General features: G+C 72.7%; 16 protein-coding genes and 1 pseudogene. 6 read left to right on the top strand and 11 right to left on the bottom strand.

What is annotated here, in order from left to right; translation table 11 throughout:
- Positions 1 to 11: 11 nt before the first annotated feature.
- From prcB to arc, 5 genes are all read right to left on the bottom strand, one after another.
- Positions 12 to 851: a proteasome subunit beta gene (gene prcB, locus ACN27A_RS03290; protein WP_421449703.1), complete on the bottom strand. Its 840-nt coding sequence runs from the start codon at positions 849 to 851 to the stop codon at positions 12 to 14.
- Positions 770 to 1,456, bottom strand: coding sequence for an endonuclease VII domain-containing protein (locus tag ACN27A_RS03285; RefSeq protein ID WP_421449702.1), 687 nt, complete (start codon positions 1,454 to 1,456; stop codon positions 770 to 772). The genes prcB and ACN27A_RS03285 overlap by 82 nt, the downstream gene beginning before the upstream one ends.
- A gap of 21 nt (positions 1,457 to 1,477) precedes the next feature.
- The gene (locus ACN27A_RS03280) at positions 1,478 to 1,693 is read right to left on the bottom strand and encodes a ubiquitin-like protein Pup (RefSeq protein ID WP_088993750.1); all 216 of its coding nucleotides are present in this window, start codon (positions 1,691 to 1,693) and stop codon (positions 1,478 to 1,480) included.
- 104 nt (positions 1,694 to 1,797) lie between these two features.
- A complete protein-coding gene (gene dop / locus ACN27A_RS03275; RefSeq protein ID WP_151455852.1) occupies positions 1,798 to 3,315 on the bottom strand; it encodes a depupylase/deamidase Dop in 1,518 nt (505 codons plus the stop codon).
- 166 nt (positions 3,316 to 3,481) lie between these two features.
- Complete coding sequence (gene arc, locus ACN27A_RS03270; RefSeq protein WP_421449700.1) at positions 3,482 to 5,263, bottom strand: proteasome ATPase; 1,782 nt, start codon at positions 5,261 to 5,263, stop codon at positions 3,482 to 3,484.
- A gap of 177 nt (positions 5,264 to 5,440) precedes the next feature.
- Here arc and ACN27A_RS03265 point away from each other — a divergent pair, with 177 nt between their 5' ends.
- Positions 5,441 to 5,737: a ferredoxin gene (locus ACN27A_RS03265; RefSeq protein ID WP_366643547.1), complete on the top strand. Its 297-nt coding sequence runs from the start codon at positions 5,441 to 5,443 to the stop codon at positions 5,735 to 5,737.
- Positions 5,738 to 5,819: 82 nt separating this feature from the next.
- Here ACN27A_RS03265 and ACN27A_RS03260 read toward each other — a convergent pair whose 3' ends face one another.
- The 3 genes from ACN27A_RS03260 to ACN27A_RS03250 all read right to left on the bottom strand — a co-directional run bounded on the left by ACN27A_RS03260 (position 5,820) and on the right by ACN27A_RS03250 (position 8,569).
- Positions 5,820 to 6,392: a hypothetical protein gene (locus ACN27A_RS03260; RefSeq protein ID WP_421449699.1), complete on the bottom strand. Its 573-nt coding sequence runs from the start codon at positions 6,390 to 6,392 to the stop codon at positions 5,820 to 5,822.
- 81 nt (positions 6,393 to 6,473) lie between these two features.
- Entirely contained in the window at positions 6,474 to 7,481 is a 1,008-nt protein-coding gene (locus tag ACN27A_RS03255) for a tRNA (adenine-N1)-methyltransferase (RefSeq protein WP_421449698.1), read from the bottom strand.
- Positions 7,478 to 8,569 (bottom strand): site-2 protease family protein, encoded by a 1,092-nt coding sequence (locus ACN27A_RS03250; protein ID WP_421458360.1) that lies wholly within the window; start codon positions 8,567 to 8,569, stop codon positions 7,478 to 7,480. Before ACN27A_RS03250 ends, ACN27A_RS03255 begins: the two co-directional genes overlap by 4 nt.
- A gap of 217 nt (positions 8,570 to 8,786) precedes the next feature.
- Here ACN27A_RS03250 and ACN27A_RS03245 point away from each other — a divergent pair, with 217 nt between their 5' ends.
- From ACN27A_RS03245 to ACN27A_RS03225, 5 genes are all read left to right on the top strand, one after another.
- On the top strand, positions 8,787 to 9,695 hold the full coding sequence (locus ACN27A_RS03245; RefSeq protein ID WP_421449696.1) for a RecB family exonuclease: 909 nt from the start codon (positions 8,787 to 8,789) through the stop codon (positions 9,693 to 9,695).
- A 126-nt stretch (positions 9,696 to 9,821) separates the two neighbouring features.
- Complete coding sequence (locus ACN27A_RS03240) at positions 9,822 to 11,018, top strand: sensor histidine kinase (protein ID WP_421449694.1); 1,197 nt, start codon at positions 9,822 to 9,824, stop codon at positions 11,016 to 11,018.
- 25 nt (positions 11,019 to 11,043) lie between these two features.
- The gene (locus ACN27A_RS03235; RefSeq protein WP_132237447.1) at positions 11,044 to 11,730 is read left to right on the top strand and encodes a response regulator; all 687 of its coding nucleotides are present in this window, start codon (positions 11,044 to 11,046) and stop codon (positions 11,728 to 11,730) included.
- A gap of 338 nt (positions 11,731 to 12,068) precedes the next feature.
- The gene (locus tag ACN27A_RS03230) at positions 12,069 to 12,836 is read left to right on the top strand and encodes an ABC transporter ATP-binding protein (RefSeq protein WP_421449693.1); all 768 of its coding nucleotides are present in this window, start codon (positions 12,069 to 12,071) and stop codon (positions 12,834 to 12,836) included.
- On the top strand, positions 12,836 to 15,385 hold the full coding sequence (locus ACN27A_RS03225; RefSeq protein WP_421449691.1) for an ABC transporter permease: 2,550 nt from the start codon (positions 12,836 to 12,838) through the stop codon (positions 15,383 to 15,385). Before ACN27A_RS03230 ends, ACN27A_RS03225 begins: the two co-directional genes overlap by 1 nt.
- Before the next feature lie 66 nt (positions 15,386 to 15,451).
- Here ACN27A_RS03225 and ACN27A_RS03220 read toward each other — a convergent pair whose 3' ends face one another.
- The 3 genes and pseudogenes from ACN27A_RS03220 to ACN27A_RS03210 all read right to left on the bottom strand — a co-directional run bounded on the left by ACN27A_RS03220 (position 15,452) and on the right by ACN27A_RS03210 (position 18,213).
- Positions 15,452 to 16,105 (bottom strand): HAD family hydrolase, encoded by a 654-nt coding sequence (locus tag ACN27A_RS03220; RefSeq protein ID WP_421449690.1) that lies wholly within the window; start codon positions 16,103 to 16,105, stop codon positions 15,452 to 15,454.
- Positions 16,106 to 16,289: 184 nt separating this feature from the next.
- Positions 16,290 to 17,057 (bottom strand): annotated as a pseudogene (locus ACN27A_RS03215) (neutral zinc metallopeptidase); the annotation flags it as partial.
- Positions 17,058 to 17,112: 55 nt separating this feature from the next.
- Positions 17,113 to 18,213, bottom strand: a complete 1,101-nt coding sequence (locus tag ACN27A_RS03210; protein WP_421449688.1) for a calcium:proton antiporter — start codon at positions 18,211 to 18,213, stop codon at positions 17,113 to 17,115.
- Between the last annotated feature and the right edge of the window lie 24 nt (positions 18,214 to 18,237).

Raw genomic sequence — 18,237 nt, 5'->3', positions numbered from 1 at the left:
GCGGGAGCGGATCAACCGCCCGGGTTCTCCATGCGGCCGGAGACCACGCTCTCGGCGATCGCCGACATCTCCTCGTCGGTGAGCCGGTGGGTGCCCTCCGCCGTCGCCGTCATCACCACCGGGTAGATCCGCCGGATCAGGTCCGGGCCGCCGGTCGCGGTGTCGTCGTCGGCCGCGTCGTAGAGCGCCTCCACCGCGAGCCGGACCGCCTCGGCGACGGAGAGCCCCGGCTGGAAGCGCTTCTTCAGCGCGGACTTGGCGAAGAGCGAGCCGGAGCCGATCGCGTCGTAGCCGGTCTCCTCGTAGGGGCCGCCGGTGACGTCGAAGCTGAAGATGCGCCCGGCCCGCGCCGGGTCCTTCGCGGCCAGGTCGTAGCCGGCGAAGAGCGGGATCACCGCGAGGCCCTGCATCGCGGCGCCCAGGTTGCCGCGGATCATGGAGGCGAGCCGGTTGGCCTTGCCGTCGAGCGAGAGCATCGCGCCCTCGATCTTCTCGTAGTGCTCCAGCTCCACCTGGAACAGTCGCATCAGCTCGATGCCGATCCCCGCCGTGCCGGCGATGCCGACCAGGGAGTACGCGTCGGCCGGGTGGACCTTCTCGATGTCGCGCTGGGCGATCAGGTTGCCCATGGTGGCCCGCCGGTCGCCGGCCATCACGACACCGCCGGCGGCCGAGATGGCCACGATGGTGGTCGCGTGCGGCGCCATGTCGGCGGCCATACCCGGCGGCAGCGGCCGGCGGCCGGGCAACATCTCGGGGGCCACCCTGCTCAGGAACGAGGTGAAGGAGGACGTCCCCGCGTTGGTGAACACATCTGGTAGACGCCCGGATGGATCAAAACCCGCTGCCACGTGGTTCCTCTCAGATATGTGATCGCCCCGGCCAGCCGCGACCGATCGTCACGGAACTGGCCAAGGCCACCGTTGCAGTTGAAGCACAATATCCCGCGCACCCACCCGGTGCGATGATCGTGGTCGAGATGTTGGGGGTCCGGTGTGCCACAGATCGCGCACACCCCGCCCTGCTCGGCCAGGAGCTCCTGGAACTCCTTCTCGCCGATGCCGTAGCGCCGCCGCAGGTGGTACTCGCGACTGCCACCGTGGAGCCGTGTCCGCGACTCCTTGCCCTTCTCGTTGTGGCAGGGCTTGCAGTATCGGCCGTGGCCGCCTCGGCCGGATCGGTTACGAGGGAAGTCCGCCAGCACCTTCACCGCATCGCACGCCGGAGACCGGCGATACCCCTCCGGCACCGCCGGTAGCTGACGCACCTCACGCCCGCCACGTTCCCGGACGCGCTTCGCGTAGCTGGCCTTCGAACGCGCGTTGAAGCACGGTTTGCAGTAGCTGCCTCGACCGTCCGGTCGCCTGCTGTTGGCGCAGAAGTCCGCTAACGGCTTCCACACGCCGCAGTCGCGGCAAAGACGCTCACCGTTTCGGTCATCCCACCGTCGAGACATGTCCGAATCGCCGGATAGGCCCTATTCACCCCCTTTCTGGACATAGCCCCTGACGAACTCCTCGGCGTTCTCCTCGAGGACGGAGTCGATCTCGTCGAGCAGGTCGTCGACGTCCTCGGTGATCTCGGCGTGCCGCTCGGCGACCTCCGGGTTCGCCTCCGTGGTGACGTCCTCGATCTCCTCGCCCTGACGCGACTTGCCCGACTGCGACTGCCCGCCGCTGTCACGAGTGGCCATTGCTGCCTCCTCCACGATCGCCCTGCGATCAACTTACCTCGCGGAGGCGACGAAAAGCCCGCCGCGCGCCGCGTTCGGCACCCGACGGGCAATCGTCGACCCGGTCAGCCGCCGGTGAGGGTCTCCAGCAGGTCCTTGGCGCTCGCACAGCGGTCGAAGAGCGCCCCCACGTGCTTGCGGGTGCCGCGCTCCGGCTCCATCATCGGCACCCGCACCAGCGACTCCCGGCCCACGTCGAAGATGACCGAGTCCCAGCTGGCCGCGACGACCTCGGAGGCGTACTGGGCCAGGCAGCGGCCACGGAAGTAGGCCCGGGTGTCCTCCGGCGGCTCGGTCATCGCCGTACGCGTCTGCTCGTCGTCGAGCAGCGTCTTCATCGCGCCCCGGGAGACCAGCCGGTGGTAGAGGCCCTTCTCCGGGCGGACGTCGGAGTACTGGAGGTCGACCAGTTGCAGCTTGTGCGAGCCCCAGCCGAGCTGCTCGCGCTCCCGGTAGCCCTCCAGCAGCCGCAGCTTGGCCACCCAGTCCAGCTCGTCGGCGCAGAGCATGACGTCACGGCCCAGCCTGTCCAGCACGCGCTCCCAGCGGGCGAGCACGTCGAGGGTCTGCTCGTCGGCGTCGGTGCCGTACCGGTCGTCCACGAAGGACCGGACCCGCTCGTAGTAGGCCCACTGGAGGTCCAGGGCCGTCAGCCGCCGCCCGTCGCGCAGCCGCATCCGGTGCGTCAGGGACGGGTCGTGGCTGACGGCGCGCAGCTCGCTGACCGGGTCGGCGATGCCGAGATCGGGGCCGAGCGCCTTCTCCTCGATCATCGTGAGGATCAGCGCCGTGGTGCCGACCTTGAGGTAGGTGGAGATCTCCGACAGGTTCGCGTCGCCGATGATCACGTGCAGCCGGCGGTACTTGTCCGCGTCGGCGTGCGGCTCGTCGCGGGTGTTGATGATCGGCCGCTTGAGGGTGGTCTCCAGGCCGACCTCGACCTCGAAGAAGTCCGCACGCTGGGAGATCTGGAAGCCGCTCTGCCCGCCGTCCTGGCCGATGCCGACCCGGCCGGCGCCGCAGACGATCTGCCGGGTCACGAAGAACGGCGTCAGGTACGCGACGATGTCGGCGAACGGCGTCTGCCGGCGCATCAGGTAGTTCTCGTGCGAGCCGTAGCTGGCGCCCTTGTTGTCGGTGTTGTTCTTGTAGAGGTGGATCGGCTGGGTGCCGGGGATCGTGGCGGCGCGCCGGGCCGCCTCGGCCATCACCCGCTCCCCCGCCTTGTCCCAGCGCACCACGTCCAGCGGGTTGGTCACCTCTGGTGTGGAGTACTCCGGGTGGGCGTGGTCGACGTAGAGCCGTGCGCCGTTGGTGAGTATCACGTTGGCCAGCCCGAGGTCCTCGTCGGCGAGCGCCTCGGCCGGGTCGTACGCGGCGCCGGAGTAGGTGAAGCCGCGCGCGTCCCGCAGCGGCGACTCCTCCTCGTAGTCCCAGCGGGCGCGGCCGCCCCGGTTGAGTTCCGGGCGCGCCCCGTAGGCGTTGACCACCTGGGAGGAGGTGACCATGGGGTTGGCCCCGGCCTGGCCGGGAACGGAGATGCCGTACTCGACCTCGGTGCCCATGATCCGTCTTACGCTCATCGACCTACCCGCTTCGCTCGCCCGACCCGGTCCCCCGTCACGTCGAGCGTAGTCGGCCGCGCGGCGGATGGGGGCGCGGCGGACCGGGGCGGCGGGGGCGGAGAGGCGGGCACCAACGGGACGGGGCCCGTGGCGCGTCGCGCCACGGGCCCCGTGCGGGTGTCCGTCAGAGGTACTGGCCGGTGTTGCTGGCGGTCTCGATGGACCGGCCGGCCTCCGCGCCCTTGCCGCCGGAGACGAGCGTGCGGATGTAGACGATCCGCTCGCCCTTCTTGCCGGAGATCCGGGCCCAGTCGTCGGGGTTGGTGGTGTTGGGCAGGTCCTCGTTCTCCCGGAACTCGTCGACGCAGGCGTCGAGGAGGTGCTGCAGGCGCAGGCCCTTGCGTCCGGAGGTGAGGAACTCCTTGATGGCCATCTTCTTGCCCCGGTCGACGATGTTCTGGATCATCGCGCCGGAGTTGAAGTCCTTGAAGTAGAGGACTTCCTTGTCGCCGTTGGCGTAGGTGACCTCGAGGAAGCGGTTCTCCTCGGTCTCCGAGTACATCCGCAGCACGACCGCGTCGATCATCGCCGCGACGGTGGCCTGGGGGTCGCCGCCGTGCTCGGCCAGGTCGTCCGGGTGCAGCGGCAGCCCGGAGAGGATGTACTTGGAGAAGATGTCCTTGGCCGCCTCGGCGTCCGGCCGCTCAATCTTGATCTTGACGTCGAGTCGGCCCGGCCGGAGGATCGCCGGGTCGATCATGTCCTCCCGGTTGGAGGCGCCGATGACGATGACGTTCTCCAGCCCCTCCACGCCGTCGATCTCGCTGAGCAGCTGCGGGACGATGGTGTTCTCCACGTCGGAGGAGACGCCGGAACCTCGGGTCCGGAAGATCGAGTCCATCTCGTCGAAGAACACGATCACCGGGGTGCCCTCGCCGGCCTTCTCGCGGGCCCGCTGGAAGATCAGCCGGATGTGCCGCTCGGTCTCGCCGACGTACTTGTTGAGCAGCTCCGGGCCCTTGATGTTGAGGAAGAAGCTGGTGTGCTTCTCCTTGCCCTCCCGCTCGGCGATCTTCTTCGCGAGCGAGTTGGCCACCGCCTTGGCGATCAGCGTCTTGCCGCAGCCGGGCGGGCCGTAGAGCAGGATGCCCTTCGGCGGGCGGAGCTGGTGCTCGCGGAACAGGTCGGCGTGCAGGAAGGGCAGTTCCACCGCGTCGCGGATCTGCTCGATCTGCGAGTGGAGGCCACCGATGTCGGTGTAGTCGACGTCGGGCACCTCCTCCAGGACCAGTTCCTCGACCTCGCTCTTCGGGATCCGCTCGTACGCGTACGCCGAGCGGGGCTCGATCATGAGCGAGTCGCCGGCCCGGATCGGCGAACCGATCAGGGTGTCGGCGAGGTGCACGATGCGCTCCTCGTCGGAGTGCGAGACCACCAGGGCCCGGTCGCCCGGGCTACCGTCGGGACCCGCGAGGATCTCCTTGAGCATCGCCACTTCGCCGACCCGCTCGAAACCGAACGCGTCGACGATGTTGAGCGCGTCGTTGAGCAGGACCTCCTGGCCGCGCCGCAGCTCGGCGACGTCCAGCGAGGGCGAGACGGCGACACGGAGCTTGCGTCCGCCGGTGAAGACGTCCACCGTGCCGTCGTCGTGCCGCGCAAGGAAGACGCCGTAACCACTCGGCGGTTGCGCGAGGCGGTCGATCTCCTCCTTGAGCGTCACGATCTGCGAGCGAGCCTCCTTGAGGGTGCTCACGAGCCGGTCGTTGTTCTCGGTCAGCCGCGCCAACTGTGCCTGGGTGGCCGCCAGCCGCTCTTCGAGCTGCCGGACGTGTCGGGGGCTTTCGGTCAACTTGCGCCGCACCAGAGCGAGTTCCTCTTGAAGGAACGCGACCTGCGTGGAGAGATCGTGGGCCTCCTTCTCCCACCGTGCGGCGCGCGAGTCCGCGTCGTCGCTGCGTGCCACGTCCCACCTCCCCGGGGGGCTTGAACGTTCTGCCCTAACACTAGCCGCTATGAGGCCGATTCGGTCCCACGCAACGCGCTCGTCACCGAACCTTGATCGCGAAGGGTGGCCCGGGGGGCCGGTACGGGCGTTCGGGTACCGTCGGGGCGTGGGACGGGAGAACATGGGGGGTGCGCCGTGGCGGAGGTCGTGACGGACGAGTTGCAGGTCTGGGTTGACCAGGATCTCTGCACGGGCGACGGGCTCTGCGTGCAGTACGCGCCCGAGGTCTTCGAGTTCGACGTCGACGGGCTGGCGTACGTCAAGGGCCCCGACGGCGAGCTGCGGATGGCGCCGGGCAGTCGGGTCGACGTGCCGGAGCACCTGCGCCTCGAGGTGATCGACTCGGCGAAGGAGTGCCCGGGCGAGTGCATCCACGTGGTGCGCGGCAGCGACGGCGTCGAGGTGGCCGGCCCGGAGGCCGAGGAGGACTGACGGCCCGGCCCTCCCGCGCCGTGGCGCGGGAGGATCGAGACGTCCGGGAACGCCGCCTGCGCGGCCCACCCGGGCGTACGGCTCAGAGCATCGGTCGGCCAACCACCGAGGCGACCAGGCGGGCGAACTCCTCCAGCCGGGCGATCTGTCCGGCGCCGCCGTCGTCGAGGGTCTTGCCGAAGCGCAGCGCGTCGTGCCGGGGCCCGCCCACCGCCTCGTCGCTGGGCGGCGCCTCGTCCAGCGAGGTGAGCAGCAGGTAGACGTCGATGCTGTCGACCCGGATCCCGCCGTCCTCGGCACGGGTGAGCCGGCGCCGGCAGCCGACCTCGGTCACCGTGGAGACCGGCACCACCCGCAACGACGAGGTCATCGAGCCCGGCGGCCCGTCCTCCGGCGGCACGTCCTCGCCGTGCCAGAGGACGAGGCGGCTGCCGTCGCAGACCACGACCTCCTGCCACACCCCGTTGACCTCGTTGACGAAGCGTTCCAGGGTGAAGCCGAGCACCGAAGCGCCGCGCAGCACCCCACCGAGCGCCTCGAGCGCGACGTCGGGGTCGCGCAGGTACGCCCGGGCCGCCGATTCGAGGTCCTGGTAGGGCGACCAGTCCGGAAACACCGCCGGCAGGTCACCCCCGCCGAAGCCGGGCCGGCTCATGCCACCTCCCCGTGCCCGGCCCGCCGGCACGCACCGACGGGCGGGATCCGTCCGTTCACTCCTCGTCGCCCCGCTGCGCCGTCACGGTCGTTCCGTGTCCTCGGCCGCCTGCTGCGCCGAGGCGGCCGCCGCCTGCCTGGCGGCCTCGGCCTCGCGCAGCGCCTGGCGGCGTTCGGCGTACGCCTCGGCGCCCTTGCTGGGCTTGCGGCGCCGCGGTGGTGCGGTGACGCCGGGGGCGAGCTTACGCGCGGAGACGAGGAACGCGGTGTGCGCGATCATGCGGTGGTCCGGGCGCACGGCCAGCCCCTCGGCGTGCCAGTCGCGCACCAGCGACTCCCAGGCCCGCGGCTCGGTCCAGCCGCCGCGCTCCCGCAGCGCCTCGACCAGCTCGGACAGCTGCGGGGTGGTGGCGACGTAGCCGATGAACACGCCACCGGGCACCAGCGCCCGCTCGACCATGTCGAGGGTCTCCCACGGGGTGAGCATGTCGAGGATGATCCGGTCGAAGCCGGTCTCGGCGCACCCGGCGACGTCGCCGACGTGCAGGTGCCACGCCGGGTGCGGCCCGTTGAAGAACGCCTCGACGTTGCGCCGGGCGATCTGGGCGAAGTCGTCGCGCACCTCGAACGAGTGCAGCTCGCCCCCCGTGCCGACCGCGCGCAGCAGGGAGCAGGACAGCGCGCCGGAGCCGGCGCCGGCCTCCAGGACCTTGGCGCCCGGGAAGATGTCGCCCATGGCGACGATCTGGGCGGAGTCCTTCGGGTAGATCACCTGGGCGCCGCGCGGCATCGAGAGCACGTAGTCCGACAGCAGCGGTCGCAGGGCCAGGAACGCGGTGCCGCCGCCGGTGGTGGTGACCACGCTGCCGTCGGGCAGGCCGATCAGCGCGTCGTGCTCCAGGATGCCGCGGTGGGTGTGGAACGCCTTGCCCGGCTCCAGGGTGACCGTGTGCATCCGCCCCTTGGGGTCGGTCAGCTGCACCCGGTCGCCGATCCGGAACGGGCCGCGGTGCACGGGAGGCAGCGCCGGGGTGTCGGCGGGCACCGGGGTGCCCGGGTCTGCCGGGGCGACGGGGGGAGTTGCGGTCACGTGTTCATCTTCCGTTGAGGTTCGAGGAGCTGAGCCAGATCCGCGATGTGCAGAATGCCCACGACATCTTCGCCTGAGGTCACCACGTACTGCGCGCCCGGGTGGGTCTGCACGGTCTCCATCACGCGTTCCCCGTCGAGTCCCACCGGCATCGTGGGCAGGTCCGGCAGGGATCGGGCGACCGCGTCGACGGCCAGCCAGGGGCGGCGTTCCACGGGCACGGCGTCCGCCGCCGCCGGATCGACCAGGGCGACCGGCCGGCCGGCGGTGTCGGTGACCACGAGGGCGGCGCCCGGGGTGCTCCCGTCGGCGCGCCGGCGCTGCGCCTCGGCCAGCGGCGTGCCGGTGGGCACGGCGAGCACGGGCCGGGCCAGCCGGGACAGGTCGATCAGCGGGAAGCGGCGACTGATCCGGGCCATCCGGATCGACTGCCCGGCGCCGCGCCACAGGGTGAACGCGACGAGCAGCATCAGCGGCAGCGCCAGCGGCGCCAGGTCGCGGGAGAAGGTGAGCAGGGCGACCAGCGCGGCGGTGCCGACGGCGACGACGCGTCCGACCCAGCCGGCGACCTCGGTGCCGCGGTGCCGGTCGCGGGTCACCGCCCAGACCGCCGCCCGCAGCGCCCGGCCGCCGTCGAGCGGCAGGCCGGGCAACATGTTGAACAGCGCGACGATGACGTTGCTCACGGCCAGTTGGAAGGCGAGCTGGTTGGCCAGGGTGCGGTCGGGCAGGGCGAGGGTGGCGGCGACCGCGAGCACGCCGAGCACGGCGGAGACGGCCGGGCCGGCGAGCGACACCAGCAGGTCGATCCGGGGCGTCGGGGCGTCGCGGTCCATCTCGGTGTAGCCGCCGAGCAGTTCCAGGGTGATCCCGCGCACACCGATGCCGTAGCGGCGGGCGGTGAGGGCGTGGCCAAGCTCGTGCAGGAGCACCGAGCCGAGCAGGGAGACCACGAAGCCGAAGCCGATCAGGTAGCCGGCGAGTTGGGACAGCTCGAGCTGGCGGCGGGCGAACTCGGCGTAGAGCACGGTCACCAGCAGGGTGAGCAGCACCATCGAGCCGTTGAGGTGCAGCGGCACCCCGAACACCCGGCCCACGGTCAGGCCGCCCCGCGCGTCGGGCCGGCGGCGCGGTCGCCTCGTCTGCTCCATCGGATCGATGCTACGCGGCGGAGATCATGCGCCGGCGTGGCGACGGGGACCGGACGCCGGCGCGGCGCGGCGGTCGTACACCGTCCGGGCGACGCGATCATGCACCGGTGCGGCGACGGCGGTGGTGTCACACCGGTGCCCTAACCTTCCGGGCATGACGGCGGAACCGGTGACCACGCAGCACTCCCCGACCCCGGCCGAGGTCCCGGCGACGGTGCGGGCCTCGCTGTCGCCGTCACGGGCGGCGGATTTCAAGACCTGCCCGCTGCTCTACCGGTTCCGCAGCATCGACCGGCTGCCCGAGCGGCCGACCGTCGAGCAGGCCCGGGGCACGCTCGTGCACGCGGTGCTGGAGCGGCTGTTCGACCTGCCGGCCGCCGGGCGCACCCCGACGGCCGCCGGCGACCTGGTGGTCCCGCAGTGGGACCGGCTCGTCACCGAGCAGCCCGAGCTGGCGGCGCTGTTCGCCGACGGCGACCCGGCGGCGACCGAGTTCCTCCGCTCCGCCGCCGGGCTGCTGGAGGGCTACTTCGCGGTGGAGGACCCGCGCCGGCTGGAGCCGGCCGAGCGGGAGAGCCTGATCTCGGCGGTGGTCGACGAGGAGCTGCTGATCCGGGGCTACGTCGACCGGCTCGACGTGGCACCCGACGGGGCGCTGCGAGTGGTCGACTACAAGACCGGCGGCGCGCCGCGCGAGGCGTTCGAGGCCCGGGCGTTGTTCCAGCTCAAGTTCTACGCGCTGGTGCTCTGGCGCACCCGGGGCGTGGTCCCCCGGGTGCTGCGGCTGCTCTACCTCAAGGACGCGGAGGTCTGCGACTACGCCCCGGACGCCGACGAGCTGCTGCGCTTCGAGCGCACCGTGGTGGCGTTGTGGCGGGCGATCGAGCAGGCGACCGCCCAGCAGGATTTCCGTCCCCGCCCGAGCCGGCTCTGCGACTGGTGCAGCCACCAGGCGCTCTGCCCGACCTTCGGGGGCACCCCGCCGCCGTTCCCGACGCAGGCGGCACCGGATCCGCTGCGCGACGCCCGGTCCCGCCCGACGCCTCCCGGCGCCGACGAGTGACCGGCTGACCGGCGCACCATCCCGTCGGCCGCCCCGACGGGACGAGCTGCTCTCCTCCTGAGGGATGAGGCCGGGCTCACCGCCGGCGACGATCAATCGGCCGCCACGGCGGATAGCGTCGCGGGTATGACTTCGGGCCCCCGGGAGTGGCTGCGCCGGCACCCCCTCGCCGCCGACGTGCTGCTCGCCGGCGGGCTCGTCGTGGCGGAGGTGGTGCTCACCGCGTTGACCCCCCGCGAATACTGGCCGGGGCGCCTGCTGGCGGCGCTGGGCTGGAGCGTGGTCTGCGCCGCCCCGGTGGCGTGGCGGCGGGTGGCGCCGTGGGCGGCGGTCGCGCTGGCGGTGGCGACGCTGGCGGTGCCCCTGCTGCTCGGCCCCGCGCCGACCACGCAGGGCATGACCTTCATGGTGCTCACCTACACGGCGGCCGCCGCCGGGCCACCGCGTACGGCGGTCGTGGCGGCGCTGGTGCTGTGGATACCGGTCGCCGCCACCAGCGCCCTCGCGCCGCCGCCCGACGAGCTGCTGGCGAACGTCAGTCCCGCCTACCTGGTGCTGAACAACCTGCTGGTGGGGGCGGTGTCGTACTCGGTGGGACGTGCGGTGCACGCCCGTCGGGCCTCCACCGAGGCGCTGCGGGAGCGGGCCCGGGCGGCCGAGGAGAACCAGCGTTCGCTGGCCGAGCGGGCGGTCGCCGACGAACGCCGCCGCATCGCCCGCGAGCTGCACGACGTGGTCGCGCACCACGTCAGCGTGATGGGGGTGCTGGCCACGGGGGCCCGCCGCGTGCTGCCGAAGGATCCGGGCGCGGCCGACGGGGCCATCGCCACCATCGAGGAGACCAGCCGGGCGACGCTGCGGGAGATGCGCCGGCTGCTCGACGTGCTGCGTACCGACGCCGAGCCGGCCGCCGAGCTGGCTCCGCAGCCGGGGCTCGCCGGCATCGAGGCGCTGGTGGAGCAGGTGCGTGACGCCGGCCTGCCGGTGACCCTGCGGGTCGAGGGCACCCCGGCGGCGCTGGAGGAGGGGGTGGCGCTGACCCTCTACCGGATCACCCAGGAGGCGCTGACCAACGCGCTCAAGCACGCCGGCGCGGCCACCGCCCAGGTGCTGCTGAGCTTCGACGGGGACACGGTCGACGTGGAGATCGCCGACACCGGGCGCGGCCCCGGGCCCGACGGCGACCGCGTCGGGCACGGCCTCGTCGGGATGCGGGAGCGGGTCGCCCTCTACGGTGGTGTCCTGCGTACCGGGGCGCGCCCGGGCGGGGGCTTCCGGGTGTCGGCGAGGATCCCGGTGGAACCCCGGGACGCGGCGGCGTGACCGGGGATCGGAACGGGGGAATCAGGTGACCGACGCGACGGTGCCGGCACGGCCGGTACGCATCCTGCTCGCCGACGACCAGCCGCTGCTGCGTACCGGCTTCCGGATGGTGCTGGGCACGGAGGACGACCTGGACATCGTCGCCGAGGCCGCCGACGGCCTGGAGGCGGTGGAGCTGTCCCGCCGGCTGCTGCCCGACGTGGTGCTGATGGACATCCGGATGCCACGGATGGACGGGGTCGCCGCGACCCGGGCGATCGTCGACGCCCGGCTGCCGGTGCGGGTGCTGATCCTGACCACCTTCGACCTGGACGAGTACGTGGTCGGGGCGCTGCGGGCCGGGGCGAGCGGCTTCCTGGCCAAGGACGTGCCGGCCGACGACCTGGTGGCGGCGATCCGCACGGTGGCCGCCGGGGACGCGGTGGTCGCGCCACGCATCCTGCGGCGCCTGCTGGACCGCTTCGCCGACGCGCTGCCCGATCCCGCGGCCGCGCCGCCCCGCACGCTGAGCGCGCTGACCGAGCGGGAGCGGGAGGTGCTCGTGCACGTGGCCCGGGGGCTGTCCAACGCCGAGATCGCCCGGGCGTTGTCGGTCAGCGAGACCACCATCAAGACCCACGTCGGGCACGTGCTGACGAAGCTGGGGCTGCGCGACCGGGTGCAGGCCGTGGTGCTGGCGTACGAGTCGGGTCTGGTCCGCCCGCGGGCGTAGCGCCTCGTCGCCGGCCGGCGCGGCCCGCGTACCCGGGGATGCGCCACGGCACGCGGCGCGGTTGCCGCCGTCACCTACCGTGACCGGTGACGTCGCCGCGCGGTTGACCCTGACGCGGCGTCACTGTGCAGGATCGGTCCCGGCCGGCGGAACGCCTCCGACCGGCCGCACTCAGGGGCAACCCTGAGTCGGCATTGGGGGGCACCCGCAGCGCGAAATCCGCCACGGCTCCGACCGGAGTCGGAGGGATCGGGGCCGGCGAGCACAGATGATGGGACTGCCGTGCCGGACCAGCGGGGGCGGCGCGGAGACGAAGACAGACGGAAGAGGTAGATGACGTGACCGCGACGGTAGGCCAGCAGGCGCAGGCCGCGGCCCGGGCGAGCGACGTGTGGAAGGTGTACGGCAGCGGCGAGGCGCAGGTCGTCGCGCTGCGGGGGGTCAGCGCGGAGTTCGAGCGGGGCCGGTTCACGGCGATCATGGGGCCGTCGGGCTCGGGCAAGTCGACGTTGATGCACTGCCTCGCGGGCCTGGACTCGGTGACCCGGGGCACGGTGTCGATCGGCGACACGAAGGTCACCGGCCTGGGCGACGCGGGCCTGACGAAGCTGCGCCGCGACAAGGTCGGCTTCATCTTCCAGCAGTTCAACCTGCTGCCGACGTTGACGGCCAAGGAGAACATCCTGCTGCCGCTGTCGATCGCCGGACGCAAGCCGGATCCGGCCTGGTACGACACGGTGATCGCCACGGTCGGGCTGCGGGACCGGCTGGACCATCGGCCGGCGCAGCTCTCCGGCGGCCAGCAGCAGCGGGTGGCGTGCGCCCGGGCGCTGGTCGCCCGACCCGAGGTGATCTTCGCCGACGAGCCGACCGGCAACCTGGACTCGCGGGCCGGCGCGGAGGTGCTGAACTTCCTGCGCAACTCGGTGCGCGAGCACGGGCAGACCATCGTGATGGTCACCCACGACCCGACCGCCGCCGCGTACGCCGACCGGGTGGTCTTCCTCGCCGACGGGCAGATCGTCTCCGAGCTGATCGAGCCGACCGCCGACACGGTGCTGGACACCATGAAGAAGCTGGACACCCCCGCCGAGGTGACGCGCTGATGTTCCGCGCGACCCTGAAGAGCCTGCTGGCGCGCAAGGTCCGGCTGATCCTCTCCGGCCTGGCCGTGGTGCTGGGCGTCATGTTCGTCTCCGGCGCGTTCGTGCTCACCGACACCCTCGGCCGCTCGTTCGACGCGATCTTCGCCGACGCGTACGAGGGCGTGGACGTCAACGTCGCCGCCAAGCCGAAGATCGACATCGGCGAGACGGAGGGCATGCCGGTGGCGGCGCCGGTGCCGGCGGCCACCCTCGACAAGGTCCGGGCGGTGCCCGGTGTCGCCGAGGCCACCGGCGTGGTCGGCGTCGACGGGGCCCGGCTGATCGGCGCCAACGGCAAGGTGGTCGCCTCGTTCGGCCCGCCGCAACTCGGCGAGAACTGGACCGGCGAGAGCGACCTGGTGCGGCTTCGCGAGGGGCGGGCCCCGCAGGCCGACGACGAGATCGTCATCAACAAGGCGCTCGCGACGGCCGGCAAGGTGAAGGTCGGCGACCGGGTCGGCGTGCTGACCCTGCAGCCGAAGCAGGAGTTCACCATCGTCGGCGTGTTCGGCTACAGCGGCGGCCGGGACTCCATCGGTGGTGCCAACGAGATCATGTTCACCACGCCGGTCGCGCAGAAGCTGATGCTCGGCGCGCCGGACACCTTCAGCAACCTCTCGGTCACCGCCGCCGACGGGGTGTCCGACGAGGCGCTGCGCGACGCCGTGGCCGCCGCGGTGGGCGCCGACTTCGAGGTCAAGACCGGTACGCAGCTGTCCGAGGACGCGGCGGCGGGCATGAAGGAGGCGCTGTCCTTCTTCAACCGGATCCTGCTCGGCTTCGCCGCGGTGGCGCTGCTGGTGGGCACCTTCCTGATCCTCAACACCTTCTCGATCATCGTGGCGCAGCGCACCCGCGAACTGGCGCTGATGCGCGCCGTGGGGGCCAGCGGCCGGCAGATCATCGGCTCGGTGGTGCTGGAGGCCATCGCGGTGGGCCTGGTCGCCTCCGTGCTGGGCCTCGGCGCGGGCATCGGCATCGGCGCGCTGCTGGCGTACCTGTTCAGCACGTTCGCCGGCGGGCTGACCCTGGCCGGGATCGGCGTGCCGCTCTCCGCCGTGGTCGGCGCGTTCTCCGTCGGTCTCGTGATCACCGTGGTGGCGGCGCTGCTGCCGGCGCTGCGGGCGTCGCGGATCCCGCCGATCGCGGCGATGCAGGACGTGGCCACCCCCGACCGCCCGCTGACCAAGGTCACCGTGGCCGGCGCGATCGTCACGGCCGTGGGCGGCGCGCTGCTGGCGCTGGGGCTCACCGTCAACGCCGGGGGCAACACCCTGGCCACCATCCTCGGCGGGGTGCTGTTCGCCTTCATCGGCGTGGCCCTGCTGACGCCACTGATCAGCCGGCCGGTGGTGAGCCTGCTCGGCGCGCTCTTCGCCTGGTCGGTGCCGGGCAAGCTGGGCCGGCTCAACTCGGGGCGCAATCCGCGCCGCACCGCCATCACCGCCGCCGCGCTGATGGTCGGCATCGCGCTGGTCACCGGCGTGACGGTGATCCTCGACTCGGCGAAGAGCAGCATCGGCGGGCTCGCCCAGGACAGCCTGAAGGCGGAGCTGGTGATCGCCGGGGCGCAGAGCGGCCCCCGGCCGCCGAGCTTCGACCCGGCGGTGCTGGAGAAGGCCGCCGCGATCCCGGGGGTGCGCCTGGCCGACGGCGAGTACGGCGACCTGGCGATGGTCGGCGGCGAGCGCACCTGGGTGGCGGCGAGCAGTGACGTCGCCGCGCTGCGACAGATCTTCGGGGCCGAGCCGACCGCCGGCGACATCGACCGGTTGGCGCCCGACGGGATGCTGGTCAGCTCCGACACCGCGACGGCGCGCGGCCTCTCCGTGGGCTCGAAGGTGCCGGTGCAGACGTCCCGGGGCGAGGCGCGCACGTACACCGTGACCGGCATCTACGCCAGTTCCCAGCTGACCAACCCGGTGGTGCTGCCGGCGGAGGCGGCGAGCGGCTTCGCCATCCCGCAGCCCATCCAGGGCTTCATCCAGCTGGCGCCGGGCACCCGGGTGGCCGACGTGCAGCCGCAGATCGAGGCGCTGCTGGCCGACTCCCCCGAGGTGTCGGTGGCCGACCGGGAGGCGTTCATCGAGCAGCAGACCGGTCAGCTCGACGGGCTGCTCATGATGATCCAGATCCTGCTGGCGCTGGCCATCGTGATCGCCGTGCTCGGCATCATCAACACCCTGGCGCTGTCGGTGCTGGAGCGCACCCGGGAGCTGGGGCTGCTGCGGGCCATCGGCCTGCGCCGGGCGCAGACCATGCGGATGATCACCGTGGAGGCGGTGGTGATCTCGGTGTTCGGCGCGCTGCTCGGCGTCGTCGTCGGCGCCGGCCTGGGGGCGGCCGTGGTCGAGGCGCTGCGCGACGAGGGCATCACCGACCTGGTGCTGCCCTGGACCCAGATGGGGATCTTCCTCGGCCTCGCCGCGGTCGTCGGGGTGGTCGCGGCGGCGCTCCCGGCGGTGCGGGCCGCCCGGATCAACGTGCTCGGCGCCATCGCCCACGACTGATCCCGCCGCACGACGAGGGCCCCGCCGACCGGCGGGGCCCTCGTCCGTCCTGCGCCCCTCGTCGCCTCAGGCGCCGGGCGGCGGCGCGCCGAGCAGGGCGGCCAGCAGCTCCAGGTCCGCGCCGGTCAGGCTCTCCAGCTGGTGTACGCCGTCCAGCGGCCCGATCGGCACCTCCGCCGGTACGGCCAGCACCGCCGCGCCGGCGGCGAGCGCGCTGGCCACCCCCGTGGGCGAGTCCTCGATCGCCACGCAGCGGGCGATCGGCACGCCGAGCAGCCGGGCGGCGGTCAGGTACGGCTCCGGGTGCGGCTTGGCCGCCTCGACCTCGTCGCCGCAGACGACCGCGTCGAAGCTGTCGCGCCCGAGGGTGTCCAGCGCCACCTCCACCAGGGGCCGGCCACTGGAGGTCACCAGGGCCGTCGGGATGCCCGCCGCCCGGACGGCCCGCAGCAGGTTCAGCGCGCCGGGGCGCCAGCGCAGCCCGGTGCGGAACAGCTCCAGGATCCGGGCGTTGATCCACGCCGCGCTGGCCTGCGGGTCACGCCCCGGCTGGTCCAGGTCGTCGTGCAGGAGGCGCATCGACGCGGCCATGCTGGAGCCGATCATCGCCTTGCGGGCCGGATCGGAGAGGGTGCCGCCGTACTCCGCCGCCAGCTCGTGCAGCGCGACGTCCCACAGCTTCTCACTGTCGACCAGGGTGCCGTCCATGTCGAAGAGCACGGCGGCGGGATGGTGGCTGTTCAGGGGATCCTCCCTCGGTTGCGTACCCGGGGATCCTCTCAGCCGCCACGCCGCCCGCGCGTGCCCAGTGCCGCGGGGTGACCTGGCCGACGGGTGGCGCGCGGGCGCGAGACTCGGGACGACCGGCCCCGGTCCCGTGGTGGTCGGGTTCCGAGCGGCCCGCTCAGCTGAGGCCGCAGGCGGACAGGGACCGTTCGTAGCCGCGGAAGAACGACTCGGTGCGCTGCTCGGCGGTGCCGTGCGAGCCCTCGGCGAACCACGGCTGGTCGGGGTCGTCCCCGACGGCCAGCAGCCCCTCGCGGAACTCCTCCAGGTCGCCGTCGTCGAGCCGTAGCGCCTCCGAGCGCACCGAGTCGCCGAGGTACGCCCCGGCCATGCAGTCGGCCTGCAACTCCTGCTGGATGGTGTAGGAGTGGCGGATGCCGAGCCGGGCCTGGATGCCGTGCGCGTACTCGTGGCCGAGCAGGTAGAACACGAACGCGTCGCCGACCTGGCGGAACGCGCCCACCGACCATCTCACGTCGTAGGCGATGAAGTCGCCGGCCGAGCAGTAGACGGCGTTGTTGCGCGGCAGCGACTGCCCGCCGCAGGACACCTCGCCGGCCCGCTGGTAGGGGATGACGCGGCGGATCGGGCGGAACCGCTCCCCCGAGGCCCGGAACTGGGCGGCCCAATACCGCTCGGCGATGGTCTTCGCGTCGGAGACGTCCTGCTGGAACTCCGCGACGCTGGTGGTGCCGTCGGCCCGGTCCTGCCCGGCGCCCGGCGAGGCCGGGGTGTCGGGCCGCGGCGGGGCCGGCTCCTGCCCCTCGGGGTCGGACACCCCGCCGACCACGCAGCCGGCCGCCGCGACGAGGGCCACCACGAGGCCGGCCAGCGGGCTTCGCGGCCGGCGTCCCACGCGCGTCGTCACAGTGCCCTCCCCGGCGTCGGCGTTGCGGCGTCCAGTACCCCGGCGGTGGGCCCGTCATGCGACCGGCGGACGGTCAGGGGCTGGCGGCCAGGAAGACGAAGGCGGCGAGCAGCACCAGGTGCACGCCGCCCTGGAGCACGGTGGCCCGCCCCGGCACCACGGTCAGCACGCCGGTGACGACGGTGAGGGCGAGCAGGGTCACCTGGGTGCCGCCGAGGCCCAGCAGCAACGGGCCCTCCAACCAGATCGAGGCGAGCGCTATCGCCGGGATGGTCAGCCCGATGCTGGCCATGGCCGAGCCCAGGGCCAGGTTCAGGCTGATCTGCACCCGGTCGCGGCGGGCGGCCCGGGCGGCGGCGATCGTCTCGGGCAACAGCACCAGCAGCGCGATGATCACGCCGACGAACGACGGGGGCAGGTTCGCCCCGGCGACTGCGGACTCGATCGCCGGGGACACCGACTTGGCGTCGCCCACCACGGCGACCAGCGCCACCAGCAGCAGACCGAGGCTGAGCAGGGCGGCCCGGGCCGACGGCGGCTCGGCGTGTCCCTCCGCGTCGAGAGCCCGGCCCTGGCTGTTGACCGGCAGGAAGTAGTCGCGGTGGCGGCCGGTCTGCACCATGACGAACAGGCCGTAGAGGGCGAGCGAGACCACGGCGGCGAAGGCGAGCTGCGCCGGGGTGAACTGCGGGCCCGGCCGGCTGGTGGTGAAGGTCGGCACGACGAGGCTCAGGGCGGCGAGGGTGGTCACGGTCGCCAGCGCGCCGCCGGTGCCCTCGGAGTTGAAGACCGCCACCCGGCGGCGCAGCGCCCCGAGCAGCAGCGACAACCCGAGGATCCCGTTGCAGGTGATCATGACGGCGGCGAAGACGGTGTCGCGGGCGAGGGACTGCGTCTTCTCGCCGCCGCTGATCATGAGCGTGACGATCAGGGCGACCTCGATGACCGTGACGGCCACGGCGAGCACGAGCGAGCCGTACGGCTCCCCCACCCTGTGGGCCACCACCTCGGCGTGGTGCACGGCGGCCAGGACCGCACCGGCCAGCAGCACGGCCACCACGACCACGACGGGGCCGGACAGGTCGCGGCCCCAGGTCAGGATCAACACCAGGATCGCCAGCAGCGGCGTGACGACGGTCCAGTCGGTCAGACGGGTGCGGGACAGCGCGGCCATGCCCCCACCCTCGCAGAGGCGACG

Origin of the sequence: Micromonospora sp. WMMD737, assembly GCF_049179055.1 — a bacterium.
Lineage (GTDB): Bacteria > Actinomycetota > Actinomycetes > Mycobacteriales > Micromonosporaceae > Micromonospora > Micromonospora reichwaldensis.
Note: the sequence above shows the minus strand (reverse complement) of the source record. Positions and strands in the feature narration are given on the sequence as shown.

Excerpts from the sequence above, each read along its gene's own strand:
- ACN27A_RS03280 (WP_088993750.1), bottom strand. The coding sequence starts at position 1,693 with ATGGCCACTCGTGACAGCGGCGGGCAGTCGCAGTCGGGCAAGTCGCGT.
- ACN27A_RS03260 (WP_421449699.1), bottom strand. The coding sequence starts at position 6,392 with ATGAGCCGGCCCGGCTTCGGCGGGGGTGACCTGCCGGCGGTGTTTCCG.
- ACN27A_RS03285 (WP_421449702.1), bottom strand. The coding sequence starts at position 1,456 with ATGTCTCGACGGTGGGATGACCGAAACGGTGAGCGTCTTTGCCGCGAC.
- ACN27A_RS03225 (WP_421449691.1), top strand. The coding sequence starts at position 12,836 with ATGTTCCGCGCGACCCTGAAGAGCCTGCTGGCGCGCAAGGTCCGGCTG.
- dop (WP_151455852.1), bottom strand. The coding sequence starts at position 3,315 with ATGAGCGTAAGACGGATCATGGGCACCGAGGTCGAGTACGGCATCTCC.
- ACN27A_RS03245 (WP_421449696.1), top strand. The coding sequence starts at position 8,787 with ATGACGGCGGAACCGGTGACCACGCAGCACTCCCCGACCCCGGCCGAG.
- ACN27A_RS03210 (WP_421449688.1), bottom strand. The coding sequence starts at position 18,213 with ATGGCCGCGCTGTCCCGCACCCGTCTGACCGACTGGACCGTCGTCACG.
- ACN27A_RS03240 (WP_421449694.1), top strand. The coding sequence starts at position 9,822 with ATGACTTCGGGCCCCCGGGAGTGGCTGCGCCGGCACCCCCTCGCCGCC.